The sequence below is a fragment of the Aeromicrobium sp. WCS2018Hpa-31 genome (genome assembly GCF_031843905.1).
In the GTDB taxonomy this organism is placed as follows: Bacteria; Actinomycetota; Actinomycetes; order Propionibacteriales; family Nocardioidaceae; genus Aeromicrobium.
In genome coordinates this window covers 57,324-82,698 of record NZ_JAVTJF010000014.1, presented here as the reverse complement: position 1 = coordinate 82,698, position 25,375 = coordinate 57,324, and the positions used below count along the sequence as shown (strand labels likewise).

17 protein-coding genes are annotated in these 25,375 nt (G+C 72.0%); 11 read left to right on the top strand and 6 right to left on the bottom strand.

All coding sequences use genetic code 11. The features are described 5' to 3' along the window. Positions 1–533: 533 nt before the first annotated feature. Positions 534–2,705, bottom strand: coding sequence for a transglycosylase domain-containing protein (locus RQG84_RS17160; protein ID WP_311211027.1), 2,172 nt, complete (start codon positions 2,703–2,705; stop codon positions 534–536). Between the two features lie 273 nt (positions 2,706–2,978). Here RQG84_RS17160 and RQG84_RS17155 point away from each other — a divergent pair, with 273 nt between their 5' ends. From RQG84_RS17155 to RQG84_RS17140, 4 genes are all read left to right on the top strand, one after another. Further along, positions 2,979–3,548 carry a PadR family transcriptional regulator gene (locus RQG84_RS17155; protein WP_055961713.1) on the top strand — a complete coding sequence of 190 codons (570 nt, stop codon included), beginning with the start codon at positions 2,979–2,981 and terminating at the stop codon, positions 3,546–3,548. 58 nt (positions 3,549–3,606) lie between these two features. Next, positions 3,607–4,713, top strand: a complete 1,107-nt coding sequence (locus RQG84_RS17150; protein WP_311211026.1) for an inositol-3-phosphate synthase — start codon at positions 3,607–3,609, stop codon at positions 4,711–4,713. Between the two features lie 126 nt (positions 4,714–4,839). Further along, positions 4,840–6,447: a diacylglycerol kinase family protein gene (locus RQG84_RS17145; protein ID WP_311211025.1), complete on the top strand. Its 1,608-nt coding sequence runs from the start codon at positions 4,840–4,842 to the stop codon at positions 6,445–6,447. 298 nt (positions 6,448–6,745) lie between these two features. Continuing rightward, positions 6,746–9,025: a hypothetical protein gene (locus tag RQG84_RS17140; RefSeq protein WP_311211024.1), complete on the top strand. Its 2,280-nt coding sequence runs from the start codon at positions 6,746–6,748 to the stop codon at positions 9,023–9,025. Between the two features lie 52 nt (positions 9,026–9,077). Here RQG84_RS17140 and RQG84_RS17135 read toward each other — a convergent pair whose 3' ends face one another. The 4 genes from RQG84_RS17135 to RQG84_RS17120 form a co-directional block, all read right to left on the bottom strand. Beyond that, complete coding sequence (locus RQG84_RS17135; RefSeq protein WP_311211023.1) at positions 9,078–10,133, bottom strand: adenosine deaminase; 1,056 nt, start codon at positions 10,131–10,133, stop codon at positions 9,078–9,080. Next, positions 10,130–10,558 (bottom strand): hypothetical protein, encoded by a 429-nt coding sequence (locus tag RQG84_RS17130; RefSeq protein WP_311211022.1) that lies wholly within the window; start codon positions 10,556–10,558, stop codon positions 10,130–10,132. Before RQG84_RS17130 ends, RQG84_RS17135 begins: the two co-directional genes overlap by 4 nt. A 97-nt stretch (positions 10,559–10,655) precedes the next feature. Beyond that, positions 10,656–13,208, bottom strand: coding sequence for a glycosyl hydrolase family 65 protein (locus tag RQG84_RS17125; protein WP_311211021.1), 2,553 nt, complete (start codon positions 13,206–13,208; stop codon positions 10,656–10,658). Then, entirely contained in the window at positions 13,208–13,918 is a 711-nt protein-coding gene (locus RQG84_RS17120) for an HAD family phosphatase (RefSeq protein ID WP_055961735.1), read from the bottom strand. The genes RQG84_RS17125 and RQG84_RS17120 overlap by 1 nt, the downstream gene beginning before the upstream one ends. A gap of 141 nt (positions 13,919–14,059) precedes the next feature. Between RQG84_RS17120 and malQ the strand changes: the two genes are divergently transcribed. The 7 genes from malQ (at position 14,060) to RQG84_RS17085 (ending at position 24,405) form a co-directional block, all read left to right on the top strand. After that, on the top strand, positions 14,060–16,027 hold the full coding sequence (gene malQ / locus RQG84_RS17115) for a 4-alpha-glucanotransferase (RefSeq protein ID WP_311211020.1): 1,968 nt from the start codon (positions 14,060–14,062) through the stop codon (positions 16,025–16,027). A 26-nt stretch (positions 16,028–16,053) separates the two neighbouring features. Then, a complete protein-coding gene (gene glgX, locus RQG84_RS17110; protein WP_311211019.1) occupies positions 16,054–18,165 on the top strand; it encodes a glycogen debranching protein GlgX in 2,112 nt (703 codons plus the stop codon). Continuing rightward, entirely contained in the window at positions 18,162–20,471 is a 2,310-nt protein-coding gene (treY, locus tag RQG84_RS17105) for a malto-oligosyltrehalose synthase (protein ID WP_311211018.1), read from the top strand. Before glgX ends, treY begins: the two co-directional genes overlap by 4 nt. Positions 20,472–20,928: 457 nt before the next feature. Continuing rightward, the gene (locus tag RQG84_RS17100) at positions 20,929–21,933 is read left to right on the top strand and encodes an aldo/keto reductase family protein (RefSeq protein ID WP_311211017.1); all 1,005 of its coding nucleotides are present in this window, start codon (positions 20,929–20,931) and stop codon (positions 21,931–21,933) included. Between the two features lie 2 nt (positions 21,934–21,935). Beyond that, positions 21,936–23,630, top strand: a complete 1,695-nt coding sequence (gene treZ, locus RQG84_RS17095; RefSeq protein WP_311211016.1) for a malto-oligosyltrehalose trehalohydrolase — start codon at positions 21,936–21,938, stop codon at positions 23,628–23,630. Between the two features lie 4 nt (positions 23,631–23,634). Then, positions 23,635–23,790: a hypothetical protein gene (locus tag RQG84_RS17090; protein WP_156364729.1), complete on the top strand. Its 156-nt coding sequence runs from the start codon at positions 23,635–23,637 to the stop codon at positions 23,788–23,790. 12 nt (positions 23,791–23,802) lie between these two features. Beyond that, a complete protein-coding gene (locus tag RQG84_RS17085) occupies positions 23,803–24,405 on the top strand; it encodes a hypothetical protein (protein WP_311211015.1) in 603 nt (200 codons plus the stop codon). Between the two features lie 6 nt (positions 24,406–24,411). On the opposite strand, the gene glsA is transcribed toward RQG84_RS17085, so the two are convergent. Continuing rightward, positions 24,412–25,344, bottom strand: a complete 933-nt coding sequence (glsA, locus tag RQG84_RS17080; RefSeq protein WP_311211014.1) for a glutaminase A — start codon at positions 25,342–25,344, stop codon at positions 24,412–24,414. Positions 25,345–25,375: the final 31 nt, after the last annotated feature.

Below are 25,375 nucleotides of genomic sequence, written 5' to 3'. Positions count from 1 at the left end.
CGGCCTGGTCGGGTCCTGCCCTGCGGCTGCGCCGGCCTGGTCGGGTCCTGCCCTGCGGCTGCGCCGGCCTGGTCGGGTCCTGCCCTGCGGCTGCGCCGCTGCGGCTCCGAGTGGTCCTGCTCCCCGAGAGGCCTCGACCGGCCAGCCGGGCCCGAGGCTCGGCCGAGCACCCGGGCTGCGGGGCGCGCGGGAGCTCAGTTCGTCGTCGCGCCCTCCTCCCGCGCCGTCGGGAGCCGTCAGAGGTAGGTGGCGAAGGTAGGTGGCGCGCGGAATCAGCAGGGCCGAGGTAGGTGGCGCGCGGATACCGGGCCTCATACCGCGGCTCGGCTACCGCCGGCGTCAGCATTCCGCGGCCTACCTACCTCTGACGGGCATTCCGCGGCTCACCTACCGCTCGCCTGGTGGGTCCGTCAGAGGTAGGTATCGCACCGAATTGCAGCGGCATGAGGTGCGAGACCTACCTCCGACTGCCCGATTCGGTGCGAGACCTACCTCTGACCGGCGGGGTCGGTGCGAGACCTACCTCTGACGAGTCAGTCGTTGCCGCCACCGCCGCCGCCACCGCCCGGGACGATGCCGCCATCATCGTCGTCCTCCGGCGGGGGCGACGTCGTCTCGGTGGGGGCCGGCGTGGTCGGCTTGGGGGTCGTCGGCTCGGGCTTCGGCTCCGGCTTCTCGGTCTTCTTCGGCCTGGGCGCGGGCGGGACGTAGGTGTTGCCCTTGTCGGCCTGGATGTTGGCCGGGGCCGGGAAGCTGCCGCACTCGGTGCCCTCGAGCGCCGGGTCCATGAACGCCTTGAAGGTCTGCGCCGGGTAGGTGCCACCGAAGAAGGGCACGAGGTACCCCTCGAGGTCCTCGTTGCCCACGCCGCGGCTGAGCGTCACGGCCGTGGCCAGCTTGGGCGTGGCCCCGACGAACCACGACGACGAGACGCGCTGGTCGTCGTCGGCGCCGGCCGTCGCGGTGCCCGTCTTGCCGGCCGTCGGGCAGATCGTGCGCCCGCTCGTGCCGGTACCCGCCTGCGTGACCTTCTGCAGCGCCGCGAGGGTGTCGGCGGCGACGTCCTCGGGGATCGTGCGCTTGGTCTCCCGCGCCGGCAGCTCGAGCTCGTCGCCCTGAGCGCTGGTCACCTTCGACAGCACGTGCCACTCCGCGCGCTCGCCGTCGGCGGCGAGGGTCGCGTAGGCATTCGCCATGTCGACCGCGGGCACGCCGGCGTAGCCGAGCGACGTGACGGCGACCGGGTCGATCTGGTCGGTCACCGTGGCCGGGATGCCGGCGTCGTTGGCGGCCTCCAGCACCTTGCGGGCTCCGACGGAGATGTCGGCGTCGGCGCCGCCGCTCATCTGCTGGGTGATGTCGACGAACGCGGTGTTGATGGACTTCTGCGTGGCGAACTCGAGGGTGACCCGACCGAAGGACTGACCACCGCTGTCGCCCTGGTTGCCGACCTCGGCCCCACCGATGCGCACCGGCGAGTTGCCGTTGAGGGTCGTGCGCAGGCTGTAGCCGTCCTCGAGCGCCGCCACGAGAGCGAACACCTTGAACGTCGAGCCCGGCTGCACGCTGGACGTGGCCCAGTTCAGCTGGCTCTCCAGGTAGTCCTTGCCGCCGTACATCGCCTTCACGTCACCCGTGCCGGGCTCGACCGACACCAGGCCGACGTTGAGCTCGTCGAGGTCCTGCGGCACCGTGTTCTCCACCGCGTCGACGGCGGCGGCCTGCAGGCGCTTGTCGAAGGTCGTGACGACGCGCAGTCCGCCACCCAGGATCTGGTTGTCGCTGAAGCCGGCGTCCTGCAGCTGCTTCTGCACGAGGGCGAGCAGGTAGCCCTTGGTGCCCTTGAAGCGGTTGGCGTTCTTCTTCTCGGCGAACTTCGGCAGCCGCTCCTGGAACTCGGCGGCCTCCTCGGCCGTGATCGCACCGGACTTGGCCATCCCGTCGAGCACGTAGCGGTAGCGCGGCAGGATCCGCTCCTCCGCCCCCTCGGTGTAGGGGTCGTAGTAGGTCGGGTTGTTGATGACCGTCGCGAGCATCGCGGCCTGCGGGTAGTTCAGCTCGGACGCCGGCTTGTCGAAGTAGGTCTCGGCCGCGACCTCGACGCCGTACGCGCCGTTGCCGAAGTAGATGGTGTTGAGGTAGCCCTCGAGGATCTCGGACTTGCTCAGCTGGTTGTGGATCTTGATCGACAGGATCGCCTCGCGCACCTTGCGCTTGTAGGAGCGGTCCTGGTTCAGGTAGAGCACCTTCACGTACTGCTGCGTGATGGTGGAGCCGCCGCCGGTGATCTGGCCGCTCGTGGCGTTGTCGCGCGCGGCGCGGACGATGCCCTTGAAGTCGAGGCCGCGGTTCTCGTAGAAGGTGCGGTCCTCGGCCGCGATCACGGCGGCCTGCATGACGGCCGGGATCTCGTCGAGCGGGACGCTCTCACGGTCCTGCATGGCGAAGTCGCCCAGCTCGGACTTGCCGTCGGAGTAGTAGACCTTGGTGGTCTGCGTCTGGAAGTCGGCGTTCGCGTCGGGGATCTCGATGACCCGGTAGAGCACGAAGAACAGCAGCGCGCCGCCCAGGAGGCCGAGCACGACGAGCACCGCGAACCAGCGCAGCACCTGCTTCCAGCGCGGGCCGTCGCCACTGATGCGACGGAACAGGCCCGGCTTGCTCGGGGTGCTCTTCGCCTTGGTTCGATGCGTGCTGGTGGCCACGGACCACTTCCTCCGTCTCGGCCCTGCTCCAGGCAGGGCGTGGTGCTGTGCGTGCGCCCGGGACACGGCGCGGCATCAGGCCAGTGTGCCTGACCAACCTGAGAAGGCCATGATGCACGGTCCACCTGCTCTGTGGCACGTGTCTCGTCCAGACGGTCTCGCCCTACCTGCCCGACCTGACATACGGTCTTTCATGTCATGCCGCGCTGATGTATCGTCCCGATATACCGAGTCGTCACGACGACGTCTCTCGAGCCGGCCAGGAGGATCGCGATGCCCCGTCGCGGAGCGACCCTCGAGCTCGCCACCATCGGCCTGCTGCACGACACGCCCATGCACGGCTACGAGCTGCGCAAGGAGCTCATCAGCCTGCTCGGCTGGGGCCGCGTGCTGTCCTACGGCACGCTCTACCCCTGTCTGAAGTCGCTGGTGCGGGCCGGTCTCATCGAGGCCGACGACGACCCAGCGGTCGAGGTCCGCGGCCGCCGCAACCGGATCGTCTACCACCTCACGGCCGCCGGCAAGGAGCACTTCGCCCACGCCATGGAGGACTCCGGACCCGCCACCTGGGACGACGAGACCTTCAGCGTCCGGTTCGCCTTCTTCGCCCGCACCGAGCGTGCCACGCGCATGAGGATCCTCGAGGGCCGGCGCAGCCGACTGCAGGAGCGGCTCGAGAACGTGCGCGAGGCCACCCAGCGCGGTCGCGACCGCGCCGACGCCTACACCCGCGAGCTGCAGCGCCACGGTCTGGAGTCCGTCGAGCGCGAGGTCCGCTGGCTCACCGAGCTCATCGAGCGCGAGCGCGAGCCGCAGGACGAGCCGCCACCTCCTCCCACCTGACCCCCTCATCCGCACGACCATCCATCCACCCGTCATCACCCGTCACGAAGGAGAACCCATGGGTTCGGCCACCAACCAGATCCGCGTCGCGATCGTCGGCGTCGGCAACTGCGCCACGTCGCTCATCCAGGGCGTCGAGTACTACAAGGACGCCGATCCGGCGGGCACCGTCCCCGGCCTCATGCACGTCCAGTTCGGCGACTACCACGTCAACGACATCGAGTTCGTCGCCGCGTTCGACGTCGACGCCAAGAAGGTCGGCTTCGACCTGGCGGACGCCACCACCGCCAGCGAGAACAACACCATCAAGATCGCCGACGTGCCGCCCACCGGCGTCACGGTGCAGCGCGGCCACACGCTCGACGGCCTCGGCAAGTACTACCTGCAGACCATCGAGGAGTCCGACGCCCCCGCCGTCGACGTCGTCCAGGTGCTCAAGGACACGCAGGCCGACGTGCTCGTGTCCTACCTTCCGGTGGGCTCGGAGGAGGCCGACAAGTTCTACGCGCAGTGCGCCATCGACGCCAAGGTCGCGTTCGTCAACGCCCTGCCCGTCTTCATCGCCTCCGATCCCGAGTGGGCCAAGAAGTTCGAGGACGCCGGCGTCCCGATCATCGGCGACGACATCAAGAGCCAGGTCGGTGCCACCATCACGCACCGCGTCATGGCCAAGCTGTTCGAGGACCGCGGCGTCTCGCTCGACCGCACCTACCAGCTGAACGTCGGCGGCAACATGGACTTCAAGAACATGCTCGAGCGTGAGCGCCTGGAGTCCAAGAAGGTCTCGAAGACCCAGGCCGTCACGTCGAACCTCACCGGCTCGCTCGCCGGCGTCGGCGCCAACGACCGCAACGTGCACATCGGCCCGTCGGACTACGTGGCGTGGCTCGACGACCGCAAGTGGGCGTACGTGCGCCTCGAGGGTCGTGCGTTCGGCGACGTGCCCCTCAACCTGGAGTACAAGCTCGAGGTGTGGGACTCGCCGAACTCCGCCGGCATCATCATCGACGCCATCCGTGCGGCGAAGATCGCCAAGGACCGTGGCATCGGCGGCGCCCTGCTGAGCGCCTCGTCGTACCTGATGAAGAGCCCGCCGGAGCAGCGTCCCGACGACATCGGCCGCGAGCGCCTCGAGGCCTTCATCGCCGGTACCGAGGAGCGCTGACCCGCACCCTCCTTCGACGACGAGGCGGTGTCGCCGGGCTCACCACGAGCCCGGGGCACCGCCTCGAAGCGTCCGGGGCCGGTGCGCACTACGCTGATCCGAGCCCGCACCACCCGAGAGGACACCGTGTCGATCGACCTGCGCCGCGCCGAGCCCGGCCGAGGTGGCGTGTACGCCGCCGTCCTCGTGGCGCTCGTGGTGCTGCTCGTCGCCCTGGCCACCCTCGTGGTCACCGACGCCTCGCAGGACCTCGACGGCGAGGTCGCGCAGGCGGCCTTCGACATCAGCTACTCGCGCCCGTGGCTGGTCGACGTGCTCGAGGTGATCGCGCTCGTCCTGTCGAACGTCGGTGTGGGCATCGCGCTCGCCGTCGTGGCCGCGATCGCGTTGGTGCGCCGTGAGTGGCGCATCGGGATCTGGGTCGTGCTGAGCGGTGTCGTGGCGATCGGCGGCAACGCACTCGTCAAGCTCGTCTTCGCGCGACCCCGTCCGGCCTGGGAGGACCCGGTCCACGAGATCGGCGGGTACTCGTTCCCGAGCGGCCATGCCGCCGGCGCCGGGGTCCTGTTCACCGTGCTGGCGATGCTGACCATCGTGGCCACCGGTCGCGGATGGAAGCGTCGCATCCTGCTCTCCCTCTGGACCCTGCTGGCGCTCGTCACCGCGGCCGACCGGGTGCTGCTCGGGGTGCACTACCTCACCGACGTCACGGCGGGTCTCGCCTTCGGCGCCCTGGTGGCCGTGGCCCTCTGGCTGGTCGTCGCCACCGACGCCAGCCGCCTTCCCTCGGAGCTCGCCGTGCTCACCGGGACCGGACGCAAGCGTGCCGCCGTCGTGCTGAACCCGTCGAAGGTCGCCGACGTCGAGGAGTTCAAGACGCGGGTGCGACTCGTGGCGGACCAGAACGAGTGGAACGAGCCGCTGTGGTTCGAGACCACCGTGGAGGATCCCGGCTACGGGCAGGCACAGGCCGCCCTCGAGGCCGACGTGGACCTGATCGTCGCCGCCGGTGGCGACGGAACCGTCCGCGCGGTGTGCGAGGAGGCGGCCCGCACCGGCGTCGCGGTGGCGATCATCCCGCACGGCACCGGCAACCTGCTGGCCCGCAACCTCGGCGTCCCGCTCAACCCACGCGACGCGCTCGAGGTCGCCTTCGGCGGCCAGGACAAGGCGATCGACCTGGCCCGGTTCACGACCGACGCCGGTGTCGACACCAGCTTCCTGGTCATGGCCGGCCTCGGCATGGACGCCATGATCATGACCGGCGTCAACGACGAGCTGAAGAAGAAGGTCGGCTGGGCCGCCTACTTCGTGTCCGGCGTCAAGGCGTTGCGCTTCCCGGGCATGAAGGTCACCATCACCGTCGACGACGGTGAGCCCCGGACCTTCCGCGCCCGCACCGTGGTCATCGGCAACGTCGGCTTCCTGCAGGCCGGTCTGCCCCTGCTGCCCGACGCCCAGGTCGACGACGGTGAGCTCGACGTGGTGGTCATCGCACCGCGTCGGCTGTTCGGCTGGGTCTCGATCGCGCTGCGCGTGATCGCCCGCCGCAAGCGCACCAACGACCGCCTCGACCGCTTCACCGGCCGACGTGTGCACGTGAAGGCCTCGGGCCCCACCCCCATGCAGCTCGACGGTGACCCCGTCGAGGAGGGCACCGAGATCACCGCCGAGGTCCGTCCCGGCGTGCTCCTCGTGCGGGTCCCGGTCCTGCCCGCGACGCAGAAGCACTAGGCCTCCCCCACCACCGCGCCCGGGACCATGGTCCTTCCGGGTGAGCGGAAATGGCCCTGTTCGGCGATGGTGGCGCTGGGCGGGCGAGCCTACCGTGGAGCACGAGGGTGGGAAGGAGTCACTCCTGCCCTCCAGGTCCCGAATTGGCTGCAATTCCAAGGAAAATTCGGTTCGACCACCGTGACACCCACTCGGGGCGCTCGTTGAGCAGCACGAGCGTCGACGTCCGGTCGCTCGCCTCCTCAACTCCCTTGCGCCCGCCCCCTCGACGCGCTGTTCCCCCGAACGGACTCCTCCCATGCTCAAGAGATTCCTGTCCGTGCTCGCGCTCGTCGCGGGCACGGCCCTGATGCCCGCGCCGGCACTCGCGGCGGACGACCCGGACACCAGCGTCCAGGCCCCTTCCGACCAGCCCGACGAGGCTGCCAAGCCGAGCAACCCCGGTGGTAGCGGCGGTGACAACTCCGGCGGCGGCGGCAACCCCGGCGCCGGCGGCAACCCCGGCGCCGGCGGCAACCCCGGCGGCGGCGGCAACCCCGGCGGCGGCGGCAACCCCGGCGGCGGTGACAACCCCGGTGGTGGCGGCAACCCTGGCGGCGGCAACGGCGGCAGCGGCGGTGTTCCCGTCGGCTCCGGCGGCAACGGTGGCGACGGTGGAAACGGCGGCGAGCCCGGCTCCGGCGGCTCCGGCGGCAACGGCGGCAACGGCGGCGAGCCCGGCTCGGGCGGCAACGGTGGCGACGGTGGAAACGGCGGCGAGCCCGGCTCCGGCGGCAACGGCGGCGACGATGACGAGTCGAAGAAGGTCTACGTCTGCAAGTTCGTCGGCAAGCCCGGCGTGGCGGAGACGTTCCAGACCATCATCTCGGTCTCGGTCAGCACGCTCAAGGGCGAGGGTTTCACCGGCTCCTTCCCGTACAGCTACTTCGCCGACGGCCAGGACCGCTCCACGGCCATCGGCTACGACGTGAAGGACGAGCCCGCGCCCACCGCCGCCAGCTGCGGCGTGGATTCCGTCGACCCGGTGGACCCCGTCGATCCGGTCGACCCGGTGGACCCCGTCGACGAGGACGACGACAAGAAGGTCTACGTCTGCAAGTTCGTCGGCAAGCCCGGCGTGGCGGAGACGTTCCAGACCATCATCTCGGTCTCGGTCAGCACGCTCAAGGGCGAGGGCTTCACCGGCTCCTTCCCGTACAGCTACTTCGCCGACGGCCAGGACCGCTCCACGGCCATCGGCTACGACGTGAAGGACGAGCCCGCGCCCACCTCCGCCAGCTGCGGCGTGGATTCCGTCGACCCGGTGGACCCCGTCGATCCGGTCGACCCGGTGGACCCCGGCGACGAGGACGACGACAAGAAGGTCTACGTCTGCAAGTTCGTCGGCAAGCCCGGCGTGTCGGAGACGTTCCAGACCATCATCTCGGTCTCGGTCAGCACGCTCAAGGGCGAGGGCTTCACCGGCTCCTTCCCGTACAGCTACTTCGCCGACGGCCAGGACCGCTCCACGGCCATCGGCTACGTCGGCGACGACCTGCCCGTCCCCACCATCGAGGACTGCCTCCCCGACGTGACCGATCCCGAGCCGCTGGAGGCGACTCCCCAGTTCGCGACGGCACCCACGTGCCCGACCGACGGCGGGATGCCGCGCGCGCTGTTCGTGCTCGACGGCCTGTTCACCGCCGTCATCACCCCGACGGTCGGCGTCATCGCCACCTTCACCGAGGGTGACGGCATCACGGGTCCGTGGGAGCTCACGTTCACGCCGGCCGACGGCTACACGCTCGTCGACGACGAGGGCGACCCGCTCGAGAGCCCGTACGTGGTCTCGGGCAATGCCGGCGTCGCCGCCGACTGCGACGAGATCGTGGTCGTGGACCCCGAGCCGACGGGCGTCACCCCGGCCTTCACGACCGAGCCGACCTGCGCCGTGGACGACGCGGTCTCGGCGCTGGTCGCGATCGACGGGCTCAACCGCGTGTCCGTCGTGCCCACGGCGGGCGTGGTGGCGCAGTTCACGCAGGGCGACGGTCTCACCGGTCCGTGGACCATCGAGTTCACCCCGGTCGAGGGCTTCGAGCTGGTGGACGGCGAGGGCGAGCCGCTCGGCGTGCCGTACGTCGTCTCGGGCGACGCCGGCGTCGCGGCCGACTGCGACGAGATCGTCGTGGTGGATCCCGGCGGGGACCCCGACCCCGACGAGCCGACCGTCCAGACCGACGCCCCCGGCGACGACGAGACCGGCACTGCCGGGGGCTCCGACGGCGGTGGCGCCCTGCCCGACGCCGGTGGCGCCTCGCTCTGGCTGCTCGCGGCCGGCGCGATGCTCGCACTCGCCGGCATGACGGTCCTGCGCCGGGGCAGCCGCTCCGACGAGGCTGCGCCGACCTCGGTCGCGGTGGGTCACGTCGCGATGGCCGGTCCGCCTCCTTCGGCAGCGCTTCCGGCACTGGTGGCCCCGGCTTCCGTCTCGAGCCGTCCGGCGCCCCGCCGGGTGCTGCGCGGACGTGACCTGGCCTGGCTGGGTGCGGCGGTGGCGATCGCCCTGGGCATCGGAGTCCGGCGCCAGCGCGCCTGACCCGTGAACGCGGACCGCCCGGCACCCTGGGGTGCCGGGCGGTCCTCGTTCGTCAGGAGACGACGCGTCCGAGCTCGGCGTGCAGCGAGGTCTTGAGCGCGTCCGTGGCGAAGGAGGCGTCGACGGCGGCTCGCGCCAGGTCGACGACGCCCGCGCGGTCGAGGCCGAGCAGGTCGGCGGCCACCGCGTACTCGCGCGACAGGGTGGTGCCGAACATGGGCGGGTCGTCGCTGTTGATCGTCACCGGGACCCCGGCGGCCACCAGCGTGGGCAGCGGGTGCTCGGCGAGCGACGGTACGGAGCGGGTGCACACGTTCGACGTCGGGCAGATCTCGAGCACGATCCCGCGCTCGGCGAGCAGCGCCATGAGCTCGGGGTCCTGCGCGGCGGCGATGCCGTGGCCGATGCGTTCGGCCCCGAGGTGCTCGATCGCGTCGCGGATCGTCTGCGGGCCGGTGGACTCACCCGCGTGCGGGACGCTGCGCAGCCCCGCGGCGCGGGCGGCGTCGAAGTGCGGCGCGAACTGCGGCCGCGGGACGCCGACCTCGGGGCCACCCAGGCCGAAGCCCACCAGTGCGTCCGGACGCAGCCGCAGCGCGACGTCGAGCGTCACGTCGGCCGCCTCCACCCCGGACTCGCCGGGGACGTCGAAGATCCAGCGCAGCACCAGGCCGGTCTCGGCCTCCACCCGACGGCGGGCGTCCTCGACGGCCTCGAGGTAGGCCTCGGCGGGGATCCCGCGCACGATCGACGTGTACGGCGTGAGCGTCAGCTCGGCGTACCGCACGTTCTGCGCCGCGAGGTCGGTGCCCACCTGGTGGGTGAGGGTCCAGAGGTCGTCGGGCGTGCGCAGCAGGTCCACGACCGAGAGGTAGACCTCGATGAAGTGCGCGAAGTCGGTGAACCGGAAGTAGTCGGCGAGCGCCGTGGGGTTGGTCGGCACGGGCGTGCTGCCCTCGTGGCGCTGTGCCAGCGTGGACACCGCCTCGATCGATGCCGACCCGACGTGGTGCACGTGCAGCTCGGCCTTCGGGAGCAGCTGGAGGAACGCGATGTCGACCGAACCGGTGTGGGCGGCTCCGGCGTCGTCGGCGCTCCGCTCGCTCATGGGACGTCGGTCGCTTCGGGCACCACCGCGAGGTGGGGCTGGGCCGCCTGCTGCTGGCGCTCGACCACGCTGCCGCGGTCGGCGAAGTCGACCTCGAGCGTGAGCACGTTCTCGTCGTCGAGGTCGAACGTGACGCGACGGGCCGTGGCCGTGAGGTTGCCGGCCTTGCCCTCCTCGAGCCACTCGGTGCTGCCGTCGTCGGAGACCAGGCCCACCCGGGCCTGCTCGCCGCGCTGCCCCCGGAAGACGACCGGGCCGGGGCCGCTGTCGCGGATCACCAGGGCGCCGCGGCTGACCCGCCGGTCGTCGGTCTCGACGGTGGGGGTCTCCTCACCACCGAACCGCCCGAACGACCACTTCTGGTCGACGAGCACGACGTCCTCGCCCGACCTGCCGTCACTGACCTCGTACCTCACGATCAACACGTCCGTCAGTCTAGGCAGGTGCCCGCAGGCGCGACCGGACGGTGCACCCGCCCGGCGCGCGACCCGCCAGACGCGCGACCCGCCAGACGGCGCCGCCTCAGGCGCCGGGGACGATCGCCGTGATGACGGTGCCGTCGGAGCGGCGCGTGCCGGCCGGGTTCGGCGGCTCACCCTCGAGCCGCGGCCCCTGGCCCGCGAGGGCGACCGTGACCGGCTCGCCCGGGCCCACGACGACCTCGGTGCCGCGCACGTCGAACACGAGCTGTCCCGCGCCGTCCTCCACGGTGAGGTCGAGCTCCTCGGGGCGCACCGTCACACGCACCCGGGTGCCCCGCAGCGTGACCCGGTAGGTGAGCGACTCCCAGTCGTCGGGCAGGCGGGGGTCGATGCACCACTGCCCGGCGCCGAGGTCGCGGAACCCGCCGAACCCGGCGGCCACGGCGCTCCACACGCCACCGGTCGACGCCACGTGGACGCCGTCGGACGTGTTGCCGTGCCGGTCGGCCAGGTCGACGAAGAGCGCCGACAGGAAGTAGCGGTACGCCAGGTCGTGGTACCCGACCTCGGCCGCGATGATCGACTGCACGACGGCCGACAACGTCGAGTCGCCCGTGGTGATCGGGTCGTAGTACTCGAAGTCGGCGCGCTTCTGCTCGGGCGTGAAGTCCTCGCCTTGCAGGAACAGCGCCAGCACGACGTCGGCCTGCTTGAGCACCTGGAACCGGTAGATGACCAGCGGGTGGTAGTGCAGCAGCAGGGGGCGGCTGTCGAGCGGCGTGTGGTCGAGGTCCCACATCTCGCGCTCGAGGAAGTGCGAGTCCTGCGGATGGATGCCGAGGTGCTCGTCGAACGGGATGCTCATGCCGCGCGCGGCACGTCCCCACTCCTCGACCTCCTCCTCGGTGAGCGAGAGCCGCTCGGCCGCGGCCTCGTAGGCGGCGGGGTTGGCGTGCTGGAGGGTGCGGACCGCCTCGGCCGCCCGGCGCAGGTTGAAGCGCGCCATGACGTTCGTGTACAGGTTGTCGTTCACGACCGTCGTGTACTCGTCGGGACCCGTGACGCTGTGGATGTGGAAGGTGCCGCCCTCCTCGCTGCGCCAGAAGCCGAGGTCGGCCCACAGCCGGGCCGTCTCGACGAAGATGTCGATGCCCTGGCGGTCGAGGAACTCGGTGTCGCCCGTGGCGCCGATGTACTGGCTCAGCGCGTACGCGATGTCGGCGTCGATGTGGTACTGCGCGGTGCCGGCCGCGTAGTACGCCGACGCCTCCTCGCCGTTGATGGTCCGCCACGGGAACAGGGCGCCCTTCTGGGCGAGCTGGTCGGCGCGACGGCGGGCCGCGTCGAGCAGCGAGTAGCGGAACCGCAGCGCGTTGCGGGCCGCGCTCGGGGTCGTGTACGTCAGGAACGGCATGACGTAGACCTCGGTGTCCCAGAAGTAGTGGCCGCCGTAGCCCGAGCCGGTCACCCCCTTCGCGGGGATGCCCTGGCCCTCGGCCCGCGCCGACGCCTGCACGATCGAGAACAGGTTCCAGCGGATGGCCTGCTGGATCTCGGGCTGGCCGGGGACCTCCACGTCGGCGCGCGCCCAGAAGTCGTCGAGCCAGGCGCGCTGGTCGCTCGTCTGCTGCTCCACGCCCTGCTCGCGCACCCGGTCGAGGGTGCGTCGGCAGCGGTCCAGCAGCTCGCGCGAGGGCACCCCGCGCGACGTGTGGTAGGCCACCGTCTTGGTGAGCCGGATGGGCACGCCGGGCTCGGCGGCGATCCGGAACGTCGTCTTCGCGAGGTCGTCGCCGGTGACCACGCGGCTCGTGACCATGTTCTCGGTCTGCAGGTCGTGGTCGGCCATCACGGCGAGCGTCATGCCGCTCTCGGCGCACCGGTACCCCAGCGCCACGCGTCCGGTGTCGGGCTCGCCGAGCTGCTCCTGCGGCTCGAGCACACGGCGCTGGAGCCGCTCGGCCTTGCGGGGATCGTTGCCCTCGCCGACCTTGCCCTCACCCATCGCGCTGGCGCGCACGTGGTACTCGTCCTCGCCGTCCTGGCGGTTGAGGATCTGCGACGAGATCGCGACGGGCGCGGAGTCGTCGAGCAGCGTGACCTCGAAGGTCATGATCGCGAGGTGCTTCTGCGCCAGGCTGACCATGCGGGTGGAGTCGATCCGGACCCGCTTGCCCGACGGCGTCCTCCACAGCAGGCTCCGCCGCAGCACGCCCTCGCGCAGGTCGAGGCTGCGCTCGTAGCCGAGCAGGTCGGCCACCGAGAGCAGCAGCGGCTCGTCGTCGACGTAGAGCCGGATGATCTTGGCGTCGGGGGCGTTGACGATGGTCTGGCCGACCCGGGCGAACCCGAAGGCCTCCTCCGCGTGCTGGATCGGCCACGTCTCGTGGAAGCCGTTCACGAACGTGCCGTGCGTGTGGGAGTCGCGCCCCTCCTCCACGTTGCCGCGCAGGCCGAGGTAGCCGTTGCCGACGGCGAACACGGTCTCGGTGAGGCCCAGGTCGCTGCTGTCGTACCGGACCTCGGTGAGCTTCCACGGGTCCACGGGGAACCGCGAGCGGTCGAGGAAGTCGCGCACCGGCGGCGCCTCGTGCGAGGGGCCGAAGCCGCGGTCCTCGTCGGTGCCGGGTGCGGGCTGGTCGAGCGGCGACATCAGAGCAGGTCTCGCAGGTCGCTCACGACCTCGTCGGCTCCGTGCTCGCGCAGCGCGTCGGCTCCGGCGCCGCGGTCGACGCCCACGACCAGGCCGAAGCGTCCGGCGTGGCCCGCGGCGACGCCCGAGGTGGCGTCCTCGAGCACCACGGCGCGCGACGGCTCGACGTCGAGCTGCTGCGCGGCGAAGAGGAAGGTGTCGGGCGCGGGCTTGCCGGCGAGCTGGCGGTCCCCCGCCACGACGCCGTCGACGATCACCGGGAAGTGGTCGATGAGCCCGGCGGCGCGCAGCACCTTGGGGGCGTTGCGCGAGCTGGAGACGATCGCCATCTGCGTGCCGGCGGCGGCCAGCTGCTCCACGAGCGCCACGGAGCCCGGGTACGCGACCACGCCGTCGCGGTCGAGGACCTCCTCGAAGGCCACGTTCTTGCGGTTGCCGAGCCCGCCGACGGTCTCCTCCTCGGGGGCGTCGTCGGGCGTGCCCTCGGGCAGCTCGATGTCGCGCGAGGCCAGGAACGAGCGCACGCCGTCGTAGCGCGGCTTGCCGTCGACGTACCGGTAGTAGTCGTCGTCGGTGTACGGCTCCTCGACCCCCCGCGCCGTCAGGAAGTCGTTGAACATCTGGTTCCAGGCGCGCATGTGCACCTCGGCCGTCGGGGTGATGACACCGTCGAGGTCGAAGAGGGCCGCGTCGTAGTCGCTCCAGTCCACCCGAGAAGCGTAGGCCCGCCTCGTGTCGCGGGTGTGAACGGCGTCGGTTTGCCTCCGTCCCCGTCGGGTAAGCCGCGGGTGTGACCGCTCCCTCGTGCCCCGAAGTGGTGGGCCGGGCCGTCCGCGACCATGCTGGACGACATGCCCCCCTCCGACGCTGACGACCTCGCGCGCCTCGCCGCGGCCCACGGCGTCGCGGTCGCGTACGAGGGCTCGGACCGGCGCCCGGTCGAGGTGGACCGCGAGGTCGTCGTGGCCGTGCTCGGTCAGCTGGGCGTCGATGCCACGACGCCGGAGGCGGTCGGCCACGCACTCGAGCGCGCCGCGGCCGACGCCCGACCGCTCGAGTCGACCATCGCCGCGACGCAGGGCGTGGCCCGCGAGGTCGGCGTGGCGGGTCGGGTGCTGCTGGAGGACGGCGGCCACCTCGACGTCGACGGGACGCTGCCCGCGGACCTGCCGCTCGGCTGGCACCGGTTCGTCACCGACGACCAGGACGTGACGCTCGTCGTCGCCCCTGCCCGACTGCCGGAGGTGCCGCGCACGTGGGGCTGGATGCTCCAGCTGTACGCGTTGCACTCGGCCGGGTCGTGGCAGATGGGCGACCTGGTCGACCTCGCCGACCTGGCCCGGCGCGCCGCCACCGAGCAGGGCGCCGGCGTGCTGCTGGTCAACCCGGTGCAGGCGTTCGTGCCGTCGACGCCGCTCGTCCGCTCCCCCTACTCCCCGTCGAGCCGACGGTTCGCGAGCCCGCTCTACCTGCGCGTGACCGACGTCGACGCCTTCGCCGCGGCCGACCCGTCGGTCCGCGACCAGGTGCTACGGCTAGCACCGGACCCCGATCCCGCGGACGACCTGCTCGCCCACGACGCCGTGTGGGAGGCGAAGCGCGCGGCCCTGGAGCTGCTGCGACCCTTCGCCCCCGCCGACGAGGACGTCGACCTCGACGCCGAGCCCGACCTGGCCGCCTTCGCCACGTTCTCGGCCCTGGCCGAGCAGCACGGCGCCGACTGGCGGACGTGGCCCGAGCCGCTGCGCGACCCGACCTCCGAGGCCGTGGCCCGGGCCCGCGACCACCTGGCCGACCGCGTCGCCTTCCACGCCTGGCTCCAGCACCTGTGCCGTCAGCAGCTCGACGCCGCCCGCGACGCGGCCCACGACGCCGGCATGGCCGTGGGACTCGTGCACGACCTGCCCGTGGGCGTGCACCCCGGAGGCGCCGACGCCTGGGCCCTGCAGAGCGTGTTCGCCTCCGACGTGCGGGTCGGCTGCCCGGCCGACGCCTTCAACCCGCTCGGCCAGGACTGGGACCTCCCGCCGTGGCGGCCGGACCGCCTGCTCGAGACCGGCTACGCACCCTTCCGCGACGTCGTCCGCAGCGTGCTGCGCCACGGTGACGGCATCCGCGTGGACCACGTGGCGGGTCTGTGGCGGCTGTGGTGGATCCCGCCGGGCGAGCCCGCGCACCGCGGCACGTACGTCCACTACGACGCCGACGTGATGCTCGCCGTCCTGCTGCTCGAGGCCACCCGTGCCGGCGCCATCGTCGTCGGCGAGGACCTCGGCACCGTCGAGGACGTGGTCACCGAGACCATGCACGCGCGCGGCATCCTCAGCTCGGCCGTGCTGTGGTTCGAACGCGACTGGGACGCCCCGGGGCAGCCGCACGTACCGCCCCGCGCCTGGGAGCCCGAGACCATGGCGAGCATCAGCACCCACGACCTGCCGACGGTCGAGGGCTGGCTGCGCGACGAACGCATCCACGTCCAGGACCGGCTCGACCTGCTGGGCGAGCCGGTGGACGACGCGCTCGCCACCGCGGCCGCCGACAAGGAGGCGCTGCTCGACCTGCTGCGCGCCGAGGGCGTCGACACCGACGACCTGCTCGTCGCGCTGCACGCCGTCATCGCCCCGGCCGCGTCGCGCCTGGTGCTGAGCTCACCCTCCGACGCCGTCGGCCAGGTGCGTCAGCCGAACCTGCCGGGCACCGTGGACGAGTACCCCAACTGGAAGGTCCGCCTTCCCGTGGACCTCGACGCCTTCTTCGACCACCCCCGGGTGCAGGCCGCCGTCGCCCCGCTGCGCGCCGCCCGCCCGACCACCACCTGACTCACCCCCCACCCGAGGAGACCCCCGTGCGCCCCTGGCCCGGATCGCCCTACCCGCTCGGTGCCACGTACGACGGCACCGGCACCAACTTCGCCCTGTTCTCGGAGGTCGCCGACCTCGTGGAGCTGTGCCTCTTCGACGAGTCGGGCACCGAGACCCGCGTCCGTCTCGAGGAGGTGGACGGCTTCGTCCACCACGGCTTCCTGCCCGGCATCGGCCCCGGCCAGCGCTACGGCTACCGCGTGCACGGCCCCTGGGACCCCGAGAACGGCCTGCGCTGCAACCCGCAGAAGCTGCTCATCGACCCGTACGCGAAGGCCGTGCAGGGCCAGCCCGACTGGGACCCGTCGCTCTTCGCCTACGAGATGGGATCGCCCGACGAGCCGAACGACGACGACTCCGCCGGCCACGTGCCGTTCTCGCTCGTGGTCGACACGTTCTTCGACTGGGCCGACGACCGACCGCCGCGCCGCCCCTACAACGAGTCGATCATCTACGAGGCTCACGTCCGGGGGCTCACGATGACCCACCCCGACGTCCCCGAGGAGCTGCGCGGCACCTACGCGGCGCTCGCGCACCCCGCCGTGATCGAGCACCTGACCGGCCTCGGCGTGACCGCCATCGAGCTGCTCCCCGTGCACCAGTTCGTCACGGACCACTACCTCGTCGAGAAGGACCTGACGAACTACTGGGGCTACAACACGATCGGCTTCTTCGCCCCCCACGACGCCTACACCTCACAGCCAGGTCGCCAGGTGCAGGAGTTCAAGGGCATGGTCCGCGCGCTGCACGCCGCGGGCATCGAGGTCATCCTCGACGTCGTCTACAACCACACCGCGGAGGGCAACCACCTCGGGCCGACGCTGTCGATGCGCGGCATCGACAACCAGGCCTACTACCGCCTCGTCGAGGACGACGAGCAGCACTACATGGACTACACCGGCACCGGGAACTCGCTGAACGTGCGCCACCCCACGCCGCTGCAGCTCATCATGGACTCCCTGCGCTACTGGGTCACCGAGATGCACGTCGACGGGTTCCGCTTCGACCTGGCGGCCACGCTGGCGCGCGAGTTCTACGACGTGGACAAGCTGGCCACCTTCTTCGAGCTGGTGCAGCAGGACCCGGTGGTCAGCCAGGTGAAGCTGATCGCCGAGCCGTGGGACGTGGGCCCCGGCGGCTACCAGGTGGGCAACTTCCCGCCGCTGTGGACGGAGTGGAACGGCCTGTACCGCGACACCGTGCGCGACTTCTGGCGCGGCGAGCCGTCGACGCTGGGCGAGTTCGCGTCGCGGATCAGCGGCTCGTCCGACCTCTACCAGGACAACGGCCGGCGCCCGTACGCGTCGATCAACTTCGTGACGGCCCACGACGGCTTCACCCTGAACGACCTCGTGTCGTACGAGCAGAAGCACAACGAGGCCAACGGCGAGGACGGTCGTGACGGCGCCGACGACAACCGGTCGTGGAACTGCGGCGTGGAGGGCCCGACCGACGACCCGGAGATCCTCGAGCTGCGCCGCCGACAGCGTCGCAACTTCCTGGCCACCATGCTGCTCTCGCAGGGTGTGCCGATGGTGCTGCACGGCGACGAGCTGGGCCGCAGCCAGGGCGGCAACAACAACGTCTACTGCCAGGACAACGAGGTCGCGTGGGTCGACTGGGACCTCGACGAGCACGAGCACTCCCTGCTCGGGTTCACCTCGGCCCTCGCCGCGTTCCGCACCGCCCACCCGGTGTTCCGGCGCCGCCGGTTCTTCCAGGGCAAGCCGATCCGCAAGGGTGACGAGCTGCGCGACATCGCCTGGTTCACGCCGGCCGGCGAGGAGATGACCGAGCAGAACTGGGACGACGGCTTCGGCCGCTCGATCGCGGTGTTCCTCAACGGCCGGGCGATCGCCGACCGCGACGAGCGGGGCGAGCGCGTCGTCGACGATTCCTTCCTGATGGCGTTCAACGCCCACCACGAGGGCATCGCGTTCACCGTGCCGGACGGCGAGTACGCCAGCACGTGGGCGGTCGTGGTCGACACCGCGAGCGGCACGGTCGCCGAGCCGGGCGACGAGCTGATCGAGGGCGGCGCGACGGTCGAGCTCGAGGGCCGCTCGCTGGTGGTGCTGCAGCGGGTCGAGTCGTGAGCACGCCCACGTCGACGTACCGGCTGCAGCTGCGGCCGGGCTTCGGGTTCGCGGAGGCCGAGGCGCTCGTGCCGTACCTGCGCGACCTCGGCGTCGGCGCGGTGTACGTGTCGCCGGTGCTCGACGCGACACCCGGCTCCACGCACGGCTACGACGTCACCGACCCCACGCGGGCCCGGCCCGAGCTGGGCGGACCCGACGGCTGGGACTCCCTCACGGACGCCGTGCGCGACGCCGGGATGGGGCTCGTGGTCGACGTGGTGCCGAACCACATGTCGGTCGAGGTGCCGCGGGCGAACCCGTGGTGGTGGTCGGTGCTCGCCGAGGGAGAGCGCTCGGCGTGGGCCGGGCACTTCGACGTCGACTGGTCGCGCGGCCGGGTGCTGGTGCCCGTCCTCGGCGACGACGCCGAGGTCGCGGAGCTGGCGGTCGACGGCGACGAGCTCACGTACTACGACCACCGGTTCCCGATCGACGCCGCGACGCTGGCCGACCCGGGCTTCGCGTCGCTGACCCCGCAGCAGGTCCACGACCGACAGCACTACGAGCTCGTCGGCTGGCGCCGCGGGGCGTCCGAGCTGAACTACCGCCGGTTCTTCGACATCACGACGCTGGCCGCCGTGCGGGTCGAGGACCCGACCGTCTTCGACGACGCCCACCGCGAGGTGCTGCGCTGGGTGTCCGAGGGCCGGGTGACCGGGCTGCGCATCGACCACCCGGACGGCCTGTCCGACCCCGGCGGCTACCTGCAGCGCCTGCACGAGGCCGCGCCCGACGCGTGGCTCGTCGTCGAGAAGATCCTGCACCCGGGCGAGGACCTGCCCGCGAGCTGGCCCGCCGACGGGACCACCGGGTACGACGCCATGCGCGAGGTCGAGGGCGTGCTGCTCGACGGTGGCGTCGACGGGCGGGGCGGCGAGGCTCCCTGGCAGGCGCTGTCCGAGCGCCTCGGAGCGCCGTCGGACTACGCCGCCGTCGAGGAGGACGCACGGCGCATGGTGACGCAGAAGGTGCTCGTGGCCGAGGTCCGTCGCATCGCCGGACTGCTGCGCGACGTGCCCGGGGACGCCGCACGCACGGCCGTCGCGGAGACGATGGTGGCCTTCGGCGTCTACCGGTCCTACCTGCCCGAGGGCGAGGACGACTGGACGCGGGCGATCGACACGGCGCGCAGCCGTCGGCCCGACGTCGGCGAGGCCCTGACCGCGCTCGACGCGCAGGTCCGCGAGGCCCCGCAGGGCGAGCTCGCCACCCGCATCCAGCAGACGTCCGGCATGGTCGTGGCCAAGGGCACCGAGGACACCACCTTCTACCGGTTCACGCGCTTCGTCGCGCTCAACGAGGTGGGCGGCTCCCCCGACGTGTGGGGCGTCGACGTGGAGGGCTTCCACGCGCTCGCCGCTGCCAGGGAGGCCGACCACCCGGCCGCCATGACGGCGCTCACGACGCACGACACGAAGCGGTCGGAGGACACCCGCGCCCGGATGCTGGTGCTGGCGGAGGTCGGCGACGAGGCGACGGACGCGATCGCGGCTTGGTCGGCCCGCTGCGGGCTCGACGAGCCCGCCCTCGACCTGCTGGCCTGGCAGACCCTGCTCGGGGCGTGGCCCATCAGCGACGAGCGGCTGACCGACTACCTGCTCAAGGCGGCGCGCGAGTCCAAGATCCGCACCACCTGGACCGAGACCGACGAGGCCTTCGAGGACTCGATCCGCGCCTGGCCCGCCCGTGTGCGGGCCGAGGTCGGCGACGAGGTGCAGGCGCTCGTCGACCGGATCGAGGGACCCGGCCGGACGGTCTCGCTCAGCCAGAAGCTGCTGCAGCTGGCCGGACCGGGCGTGCCCGACGTCTACCAGGGCACCGAGGGCTGGGACCACTCGCTCGTCGACCCCGACAACCGTCGCCCGGTCGACCACGAGGCCTTCCGCGCGGTGCTCCGCCGGCTCGACGACGGCTGGTTGCCGGAGGTCGACGCGTCGGGGGCGGCGAAGACGTCGCTCGTGCGTCGGGTGCTGACGCTTCGCCGCGACCGGCCGGAGCTGTTCCGCGGCTACGGCGCGGTGGCCGCCCGGGGTCCCGCCGCCGACCACGCGCTCGCCTTCGGTCGCAGCGACGATCTCGTCGCCGTCGTGACTCGTCTGCCCGTGGGACTCGAGGCGCGCGGCGGCTGGGCGGAGACGACCCTCCCGCTCGCCGAGGGGACGTGGACCGACGTGCTCACCGGCGCCGTGCTCGAGGGCGGCGACGTCCGTCTCGCCGACTTGCTGCGGACCTACCCCGTTGCCCTGCTGACGCGACGGGCCTGACGCCCGCCGGTCGGGTGGCGCCGGCGAGCCCGCCTGCCCAGGCGGTGGGCCCTCCAGCTGCGCGGGCTGTGGTCGTCGTCGGGGTGGCCTCCGAAAGGGCCTCGACCGAGCAGCACCAGCGCCGAGCCCGAGCCCTCGGGCCCGGCCCCGCGTTTTGACGGCTTGACGACGATTCCGCACGCAAGAATCGTCGTCAAGCCGTCAAAACGCCGGGCCGGGGCCGGGAGACCCACCTAGCGCCGGACCCTCCGCCCCGTCGAGGCCCTTTCGGAGGCCGACTCCCCTCGAGCCCGCACCAACGCAGCCGCAGGCCCCCGACGTCCCGCCCACTCCGCGTTTTGACGCCTTTGCGTCGATTCCAGCGCGAGAAATCGACGCCAAGTCGTCAAAACGCCCGGGATGGGGCCGGGCCGTCCGTCCGAGTCGCGCGGTGGGGCACCGGAACTAGGCTCGAGGCATGGAGTTCAGGTACCTCGGAAACAGCGGCCTCAAGGTCAGCGAGATCATCTACGGCAACTGGCTGACCCACGGGTCCCAGGTCGAGAACGACGCGGCCACGGCGTGCGTCCGCGCGGCGCTCGACGCCGGCATCACGACGTTCGACACCGCCGACGTCTACGCCAACGGCAAGGCCGAGTCGGTGCTCGGCGAGGCGCTGAAGGGCGAGCGTCGCGCGTCGCTGGAGATCCTCACGAAGGTCTACTGGCCCACCGGCCCCGGCGGACCGAACGACACCGGCCTGTCGCGCAAGCACATCATGGAGTCCATCGACGGCTCGCTGCAGCGGCTGCAGACCGACTACGTCGACCTCTACCAGGCGCACCGCTACGACCACGAGACGCCGCTCGAGGAGACGATGCAGGCGTTCGCCGACGTCGTCCGCGCGGGCAAGGCGCACTACATCGGCGTCAGCGAGTGGACGGCCGACCAGATCCGCGCCGGCCAGGAGCTCGCGCAGGACCTCGGCTTCCGGCTCGTGTCCAACCAGCCCCAGTACTCGATGCTGTGGCGCGTCATCGAGGGCGAGGTCGTGCCCACCAGCCGCGAGCTCGGCCTCTCACAGATCGTCTGGTCGCCCATCGCGCAGGGCGTGCTGTCGGGCAAGTACGAGCCCGGTGCAGCACCTCCGGAGGGCAGCCGCGCCACGGACGAGAAGGGCGGCGCCGACATGATCAAGCGCTTCCTCGACGACGAGGTGCTCACCGCCGTGCAGCAGCTGCGCCCGATCGCCGACGACCTCGGCATCACCATGGCCCAGCTGGCCGTCGCCTGGGTGCTCGCCAACGACAACGTCGCCGGCGCGATCGTCGGGGCGTCCCGTCCCGAGCAGGTGGAGTCCAACGCGGCCGCCAGCGGCGTCACCCTCGACGCCGACGTCCTCGCGAAGGTCGACGAGGCGCTCGGCAGCATCCCCACCACTGATCCCAGCGAGACGAAGTCTCCGCCCACCCGGGTGGTCTGAGGGTGGCCGTCACCGTCTGGGCGCCCGCCCACGAGCGGGTCCGGGTGCGGGTCGACGGCGTCGACCACCCGATGGAGGCGTGGGAGCCGGGCGAGCCCCGGTCCGGCTGGTGGTGGCTCGAGACCGAGGTGGCCGCCGGGTCCGACTACGCCTTCCTGCTGGGTGACGACGAGACCCCGCTGCCCGACCCTCGCTCGTCCTGGCAGCCCCACGGTGTCCACGCGGCGTCCCGGGCGTACGACCACGACGCCTTCGCCTGGTCCGACGACGCCTGGGCGGGCCGGGCGCTGCCCGGCTCGGTGGTCTACGAACTGCACGTCGGCACGTTCACGCCAGGGCGCACGTTCGACGCCGCGATCGAACGGCTCGACCACCTCGTCGACCTGGGCGTCGAGATGGTCGAGGTACTGCCGGTCAACAGCTTCGACGGCCCGCACGGCTGGGGCTACGACGGCGTCCTCTGGGGTGCCGTGCACGAGCCCTACGGCGGACCCGACGGCTTCAAGCGGTTCGTCGACGCGTGCCACGCACGCGACCTCGGCGTCGTTCTCGACGTCGTCTACAACCATCTCGGCCCCTCCGGCGCCTACCTCGACCGCTTCGGCCCGTACTTCGCCGGCCAGAACGACTGGGGGCCGGGCCTCAACCTCGACGGCGAGGGGTCCGACGAGGTCCGTCGCTACGTCCTCGACAACGCGATGACGTGGTTCGAGCACTTCCACGTGGACGGTCTGCGCCTCGACGCGGTCCACGCCCTGGCCGACACGCGGGCCCTGCCGATCCTGGAGGAGCTCTCCGCCGAGACGGAACGCATGTCGGTGGCGCTGGGCCGACCGCTCTCGCTGGTGGCCGAGTCCGACCTCAACGACCCGCGCATGGTCACCCCCCGCGCCCGTGGCGGCCTCGGCATGGACGCGCAGTGGTGCGACGACGTCCACCACGCGCTGCACGTGGCGCTGACGGGCGAGACCGACGGCTACTACGCCGACTTCGCGACGCCCGGCGCGCTGGCCAAGGTGCTGCGCGGCGCCTTCTTCCACGACGGCACGTGGTCGTCGTTCCGAGGGCGCAGCCACGGCCGACCCGTCGACGTCGAGACCGTGCCCGGCTCCGCCTTCGTGACGTACCTGCAGGACCACGACCAGGTGGGCAACCGCGCCACCGGCGACCGCATCTCGGCCACGGTGTCGGCCGACCTGCTGGCCTGCGGGGCCGCGCTCGTGCTGCTCGGCCCGTTCACACCCATGCTGTTCATGGGCGAGGAGTGGGCCGCGAGCACGCCGTGGCAGTTCTTCGCCTCGTTCCCCGACCCCGAGCTGGCCGAGGCCGTGCGCACCGGCCGTCGGCGCGAGTTCGGCCGGCACGGCTGGGGCAAGTCCGAGGTGCCCGACCCGATGGACCACGCCACCGTCGAGCGCTCGACGCTGCGCTGGGACGAGCTCGAGGACCCCGCCCACCGCGCGGTCCTCGACACCTACCGCTCGCTCGTCGCCCTGCGGCACGAGCACCCCGAGCTGCGCGACCCGTCCCTGGCCGACCTCGTCGTCGAGGTCTCCGACGACGACCGTCACGTCGTCATGCACCGTGGCCCCTTCGTGGTCGACGTCGACCTGCGCGCCGAGCGGGCCGAGGTCAGGCGGGGCGACGAGCTCGTCTGGGCCTCGACGGGCGGACCCGAGGCGTCCGACGCACACTGAGGCCATGAGCGACAACGGGAAGAGCGACATCCCCAGCGAGGACCCCCGCGACTCCGCGGAGCCCACGGACGACCCGAAGCACCAGAAGCAGGACCACGAGACCGAGGGCGACGTCGACGACCCCGACGCCCCCGCCCCGTTCTCGGGCCCCTACTCCTGAGGGACCGCCGACGTGCACGAAGCCTGGACCGACGCAGCCACCTCTCGGCTCCTCGCCGCGGGGTACGAGGCGGTGGACGCCGGTGACGACTGGCCGGTCGGGACGCGCGTCCTGCGCCGTCGCGACCGCAGGGTCGGCTGGTTCCTGTCCCGCCTGCACACGGTCGTGGTCCTCCTCCCCGTGGACCACGCGACGACCGGCCACGTCGACCGCCTGACCGAGACGACGGCCGGCCGGGCCGGGTCGCTCTCGGGCCGGGCCCGCCGACGGTCCGGCAACGGGATCGCGGTGCTGCCCGTCGTCGTGAGCGGCACCGCCGACGAGCAGGCACGCGACGAGGCGGCGGCACCGCCCCGCCGACGGTGGGCCGTCATCGCGCTGCCGATGCTCGTCGAGGCCGACACCGGCCGGCACTTCGCCTACCGGGGCGCCATCACGTGGGGTGCGGTGTTCCAGACGTTCCTCGCCGAGCAGCAGCGGCTCGTGCTCGGTGATCCTCGCGCCGACGTGCTCGCCAGCACCGGGCGTGGCCGAGCCGGTCGCGCCGCGCTCCTGGCCCTGCTGGGCGTGGCCGGTGTCCTGTTCCTGGCCGCGATCCTGCTGCTGCTCCTCTGACCGCGCTCAGGCCACCGTGAAGGCGTGCAGACCGAGGTCGTCGGCGAGCCGCTCGCAGGCCAGCACGCCGCGCACGCTGTTGCCGCGCTCGTCGAGCGGCGGGCTGTAGACGCCGATGCCCAGGTGTCGTGGTGCCGACGCCACCACACCGCCCGCGACGCCGGACTTGGCCGGCATGCCGACGCGGTGCATCCACCGGCCCGACCCGTCGTACATGCCGCACGTGGCCATGACGCTCAACGTGCTGCGCACGACCTCGACCGGGAGCACCCGGTCCCCGGTCACCGGGTTCCGACCGCCGAAGGCGAGCGTCGCACCCATGACGGCGAGGGTCTCGGCACTGACCGAGACCGCGCAGGCGCGGGCATAGACCTCGATCGCGTCCTCGACCTCGACGTGCAGCGTGCCCGCCGAGTGCATGAGGTGCCCCAGGGCACGGTTGCGGTCACCGCTCAGGTGCTCGGAGCGGCTGACCTCCTCGTCGACCTCGAGCTCCCGGCCGGCCAGTGCCGACAGTCCCTCGAGGATGCGGTCGGACCGCTCCTGCGCGTAGCCGCCCGCGACGAGGCTCGCAGTCAGGAGGGCACCGGCGTTGACCATCGGGTTCGGCGGCCGCCCGGTGTCGCTCTCGAGGCGCACGGCGTCGAACGCCTCGCCCGTGGGCTCGATGCCGATCTCGTCGAGGTCGCTCGCGCCCGCGTCGACCAGCGCCAGCGCGTACACGAAGGGCTTGACGGCCGACTGGACCGGGAACGTCACGTCGGCGTCGCCGACGCTGCGCAGCTCGCCCGACCGGTCGCACACGGCCAGGCCGAACAGGCCGGTGTCGGCATCGGCGTGCTCGGGCACGCTCCGGTCGACCTCGCCGTCGTGCGACTCCGCCACGGAGGCGTGCAGCCGGTCGAGGTCGAAGGTCCGGATCCGCTCGTCGATGTCCACCCCGGGTGCGTACCCGGGAACGGCCGGGCGA

Excerpts from the sequence above, each read along its gene's own strand:
- RQG84_RS17140 (WP_311211024.1), top strand. The coding sequence starts at position 6,746 with ATGCTCAAGAGATTCCTGTCCGTGCTCGCGCTCGTCGCGGGCACGGCC.
- RQG84_RS17155 (WP_055961713.1), top strand. The coding sequence starts at position 2,979 with ATGCCCCGTCGCGGAGCGACCCTCGAGCTCGCCACCATCGGCCTGCTG.
- malQ (WP_311211020.1), top strand. The coding sequence starts at position 14,060 with ATGCCCCCCTCCGACGCTGACGACCTCGCGCGCCTCGCCGCGGCCCAC.
- RQG84_RS17150 (WP_311211026.1), top strand. The coding sequence starts at position 3,607 with ATGGGTTCGGCCACCAACCAGATCCGCGTCGCGATCGTCGGCGTCGGC.
- RQG84_RS17100 (WP_311211017.1), top strand. The coding sequence starts at position 20,929 with ATGGAGTTCAGGTACCTCGGAAACAGCGGCCTCAAGGTCAGCGAGATC.
- RQG84_RS17125 (WP_311211021.1), bottom strand. The coding sequence starts at position 13,208 with ATGTCGCCGCTCGACCAGCCCGCACCCGGCACCGACGAGGACCGCGGC.
- RQG84_RS17090 (WP_156364729.1), top strand. The coding sequence starts at position 23,635 with ATGAGCGACAACGGGAAGAGCGACATCCCCAGCGAGGACCCCCGCGAC.
- RQG84_RS17135 (WP_311211023.1), bottom strand. The coding sequence starts at position 10,133 with ATGAGCGAGCGGAGCGCCGACGACGCCGGAGCCGCCCACACCGGTTCG.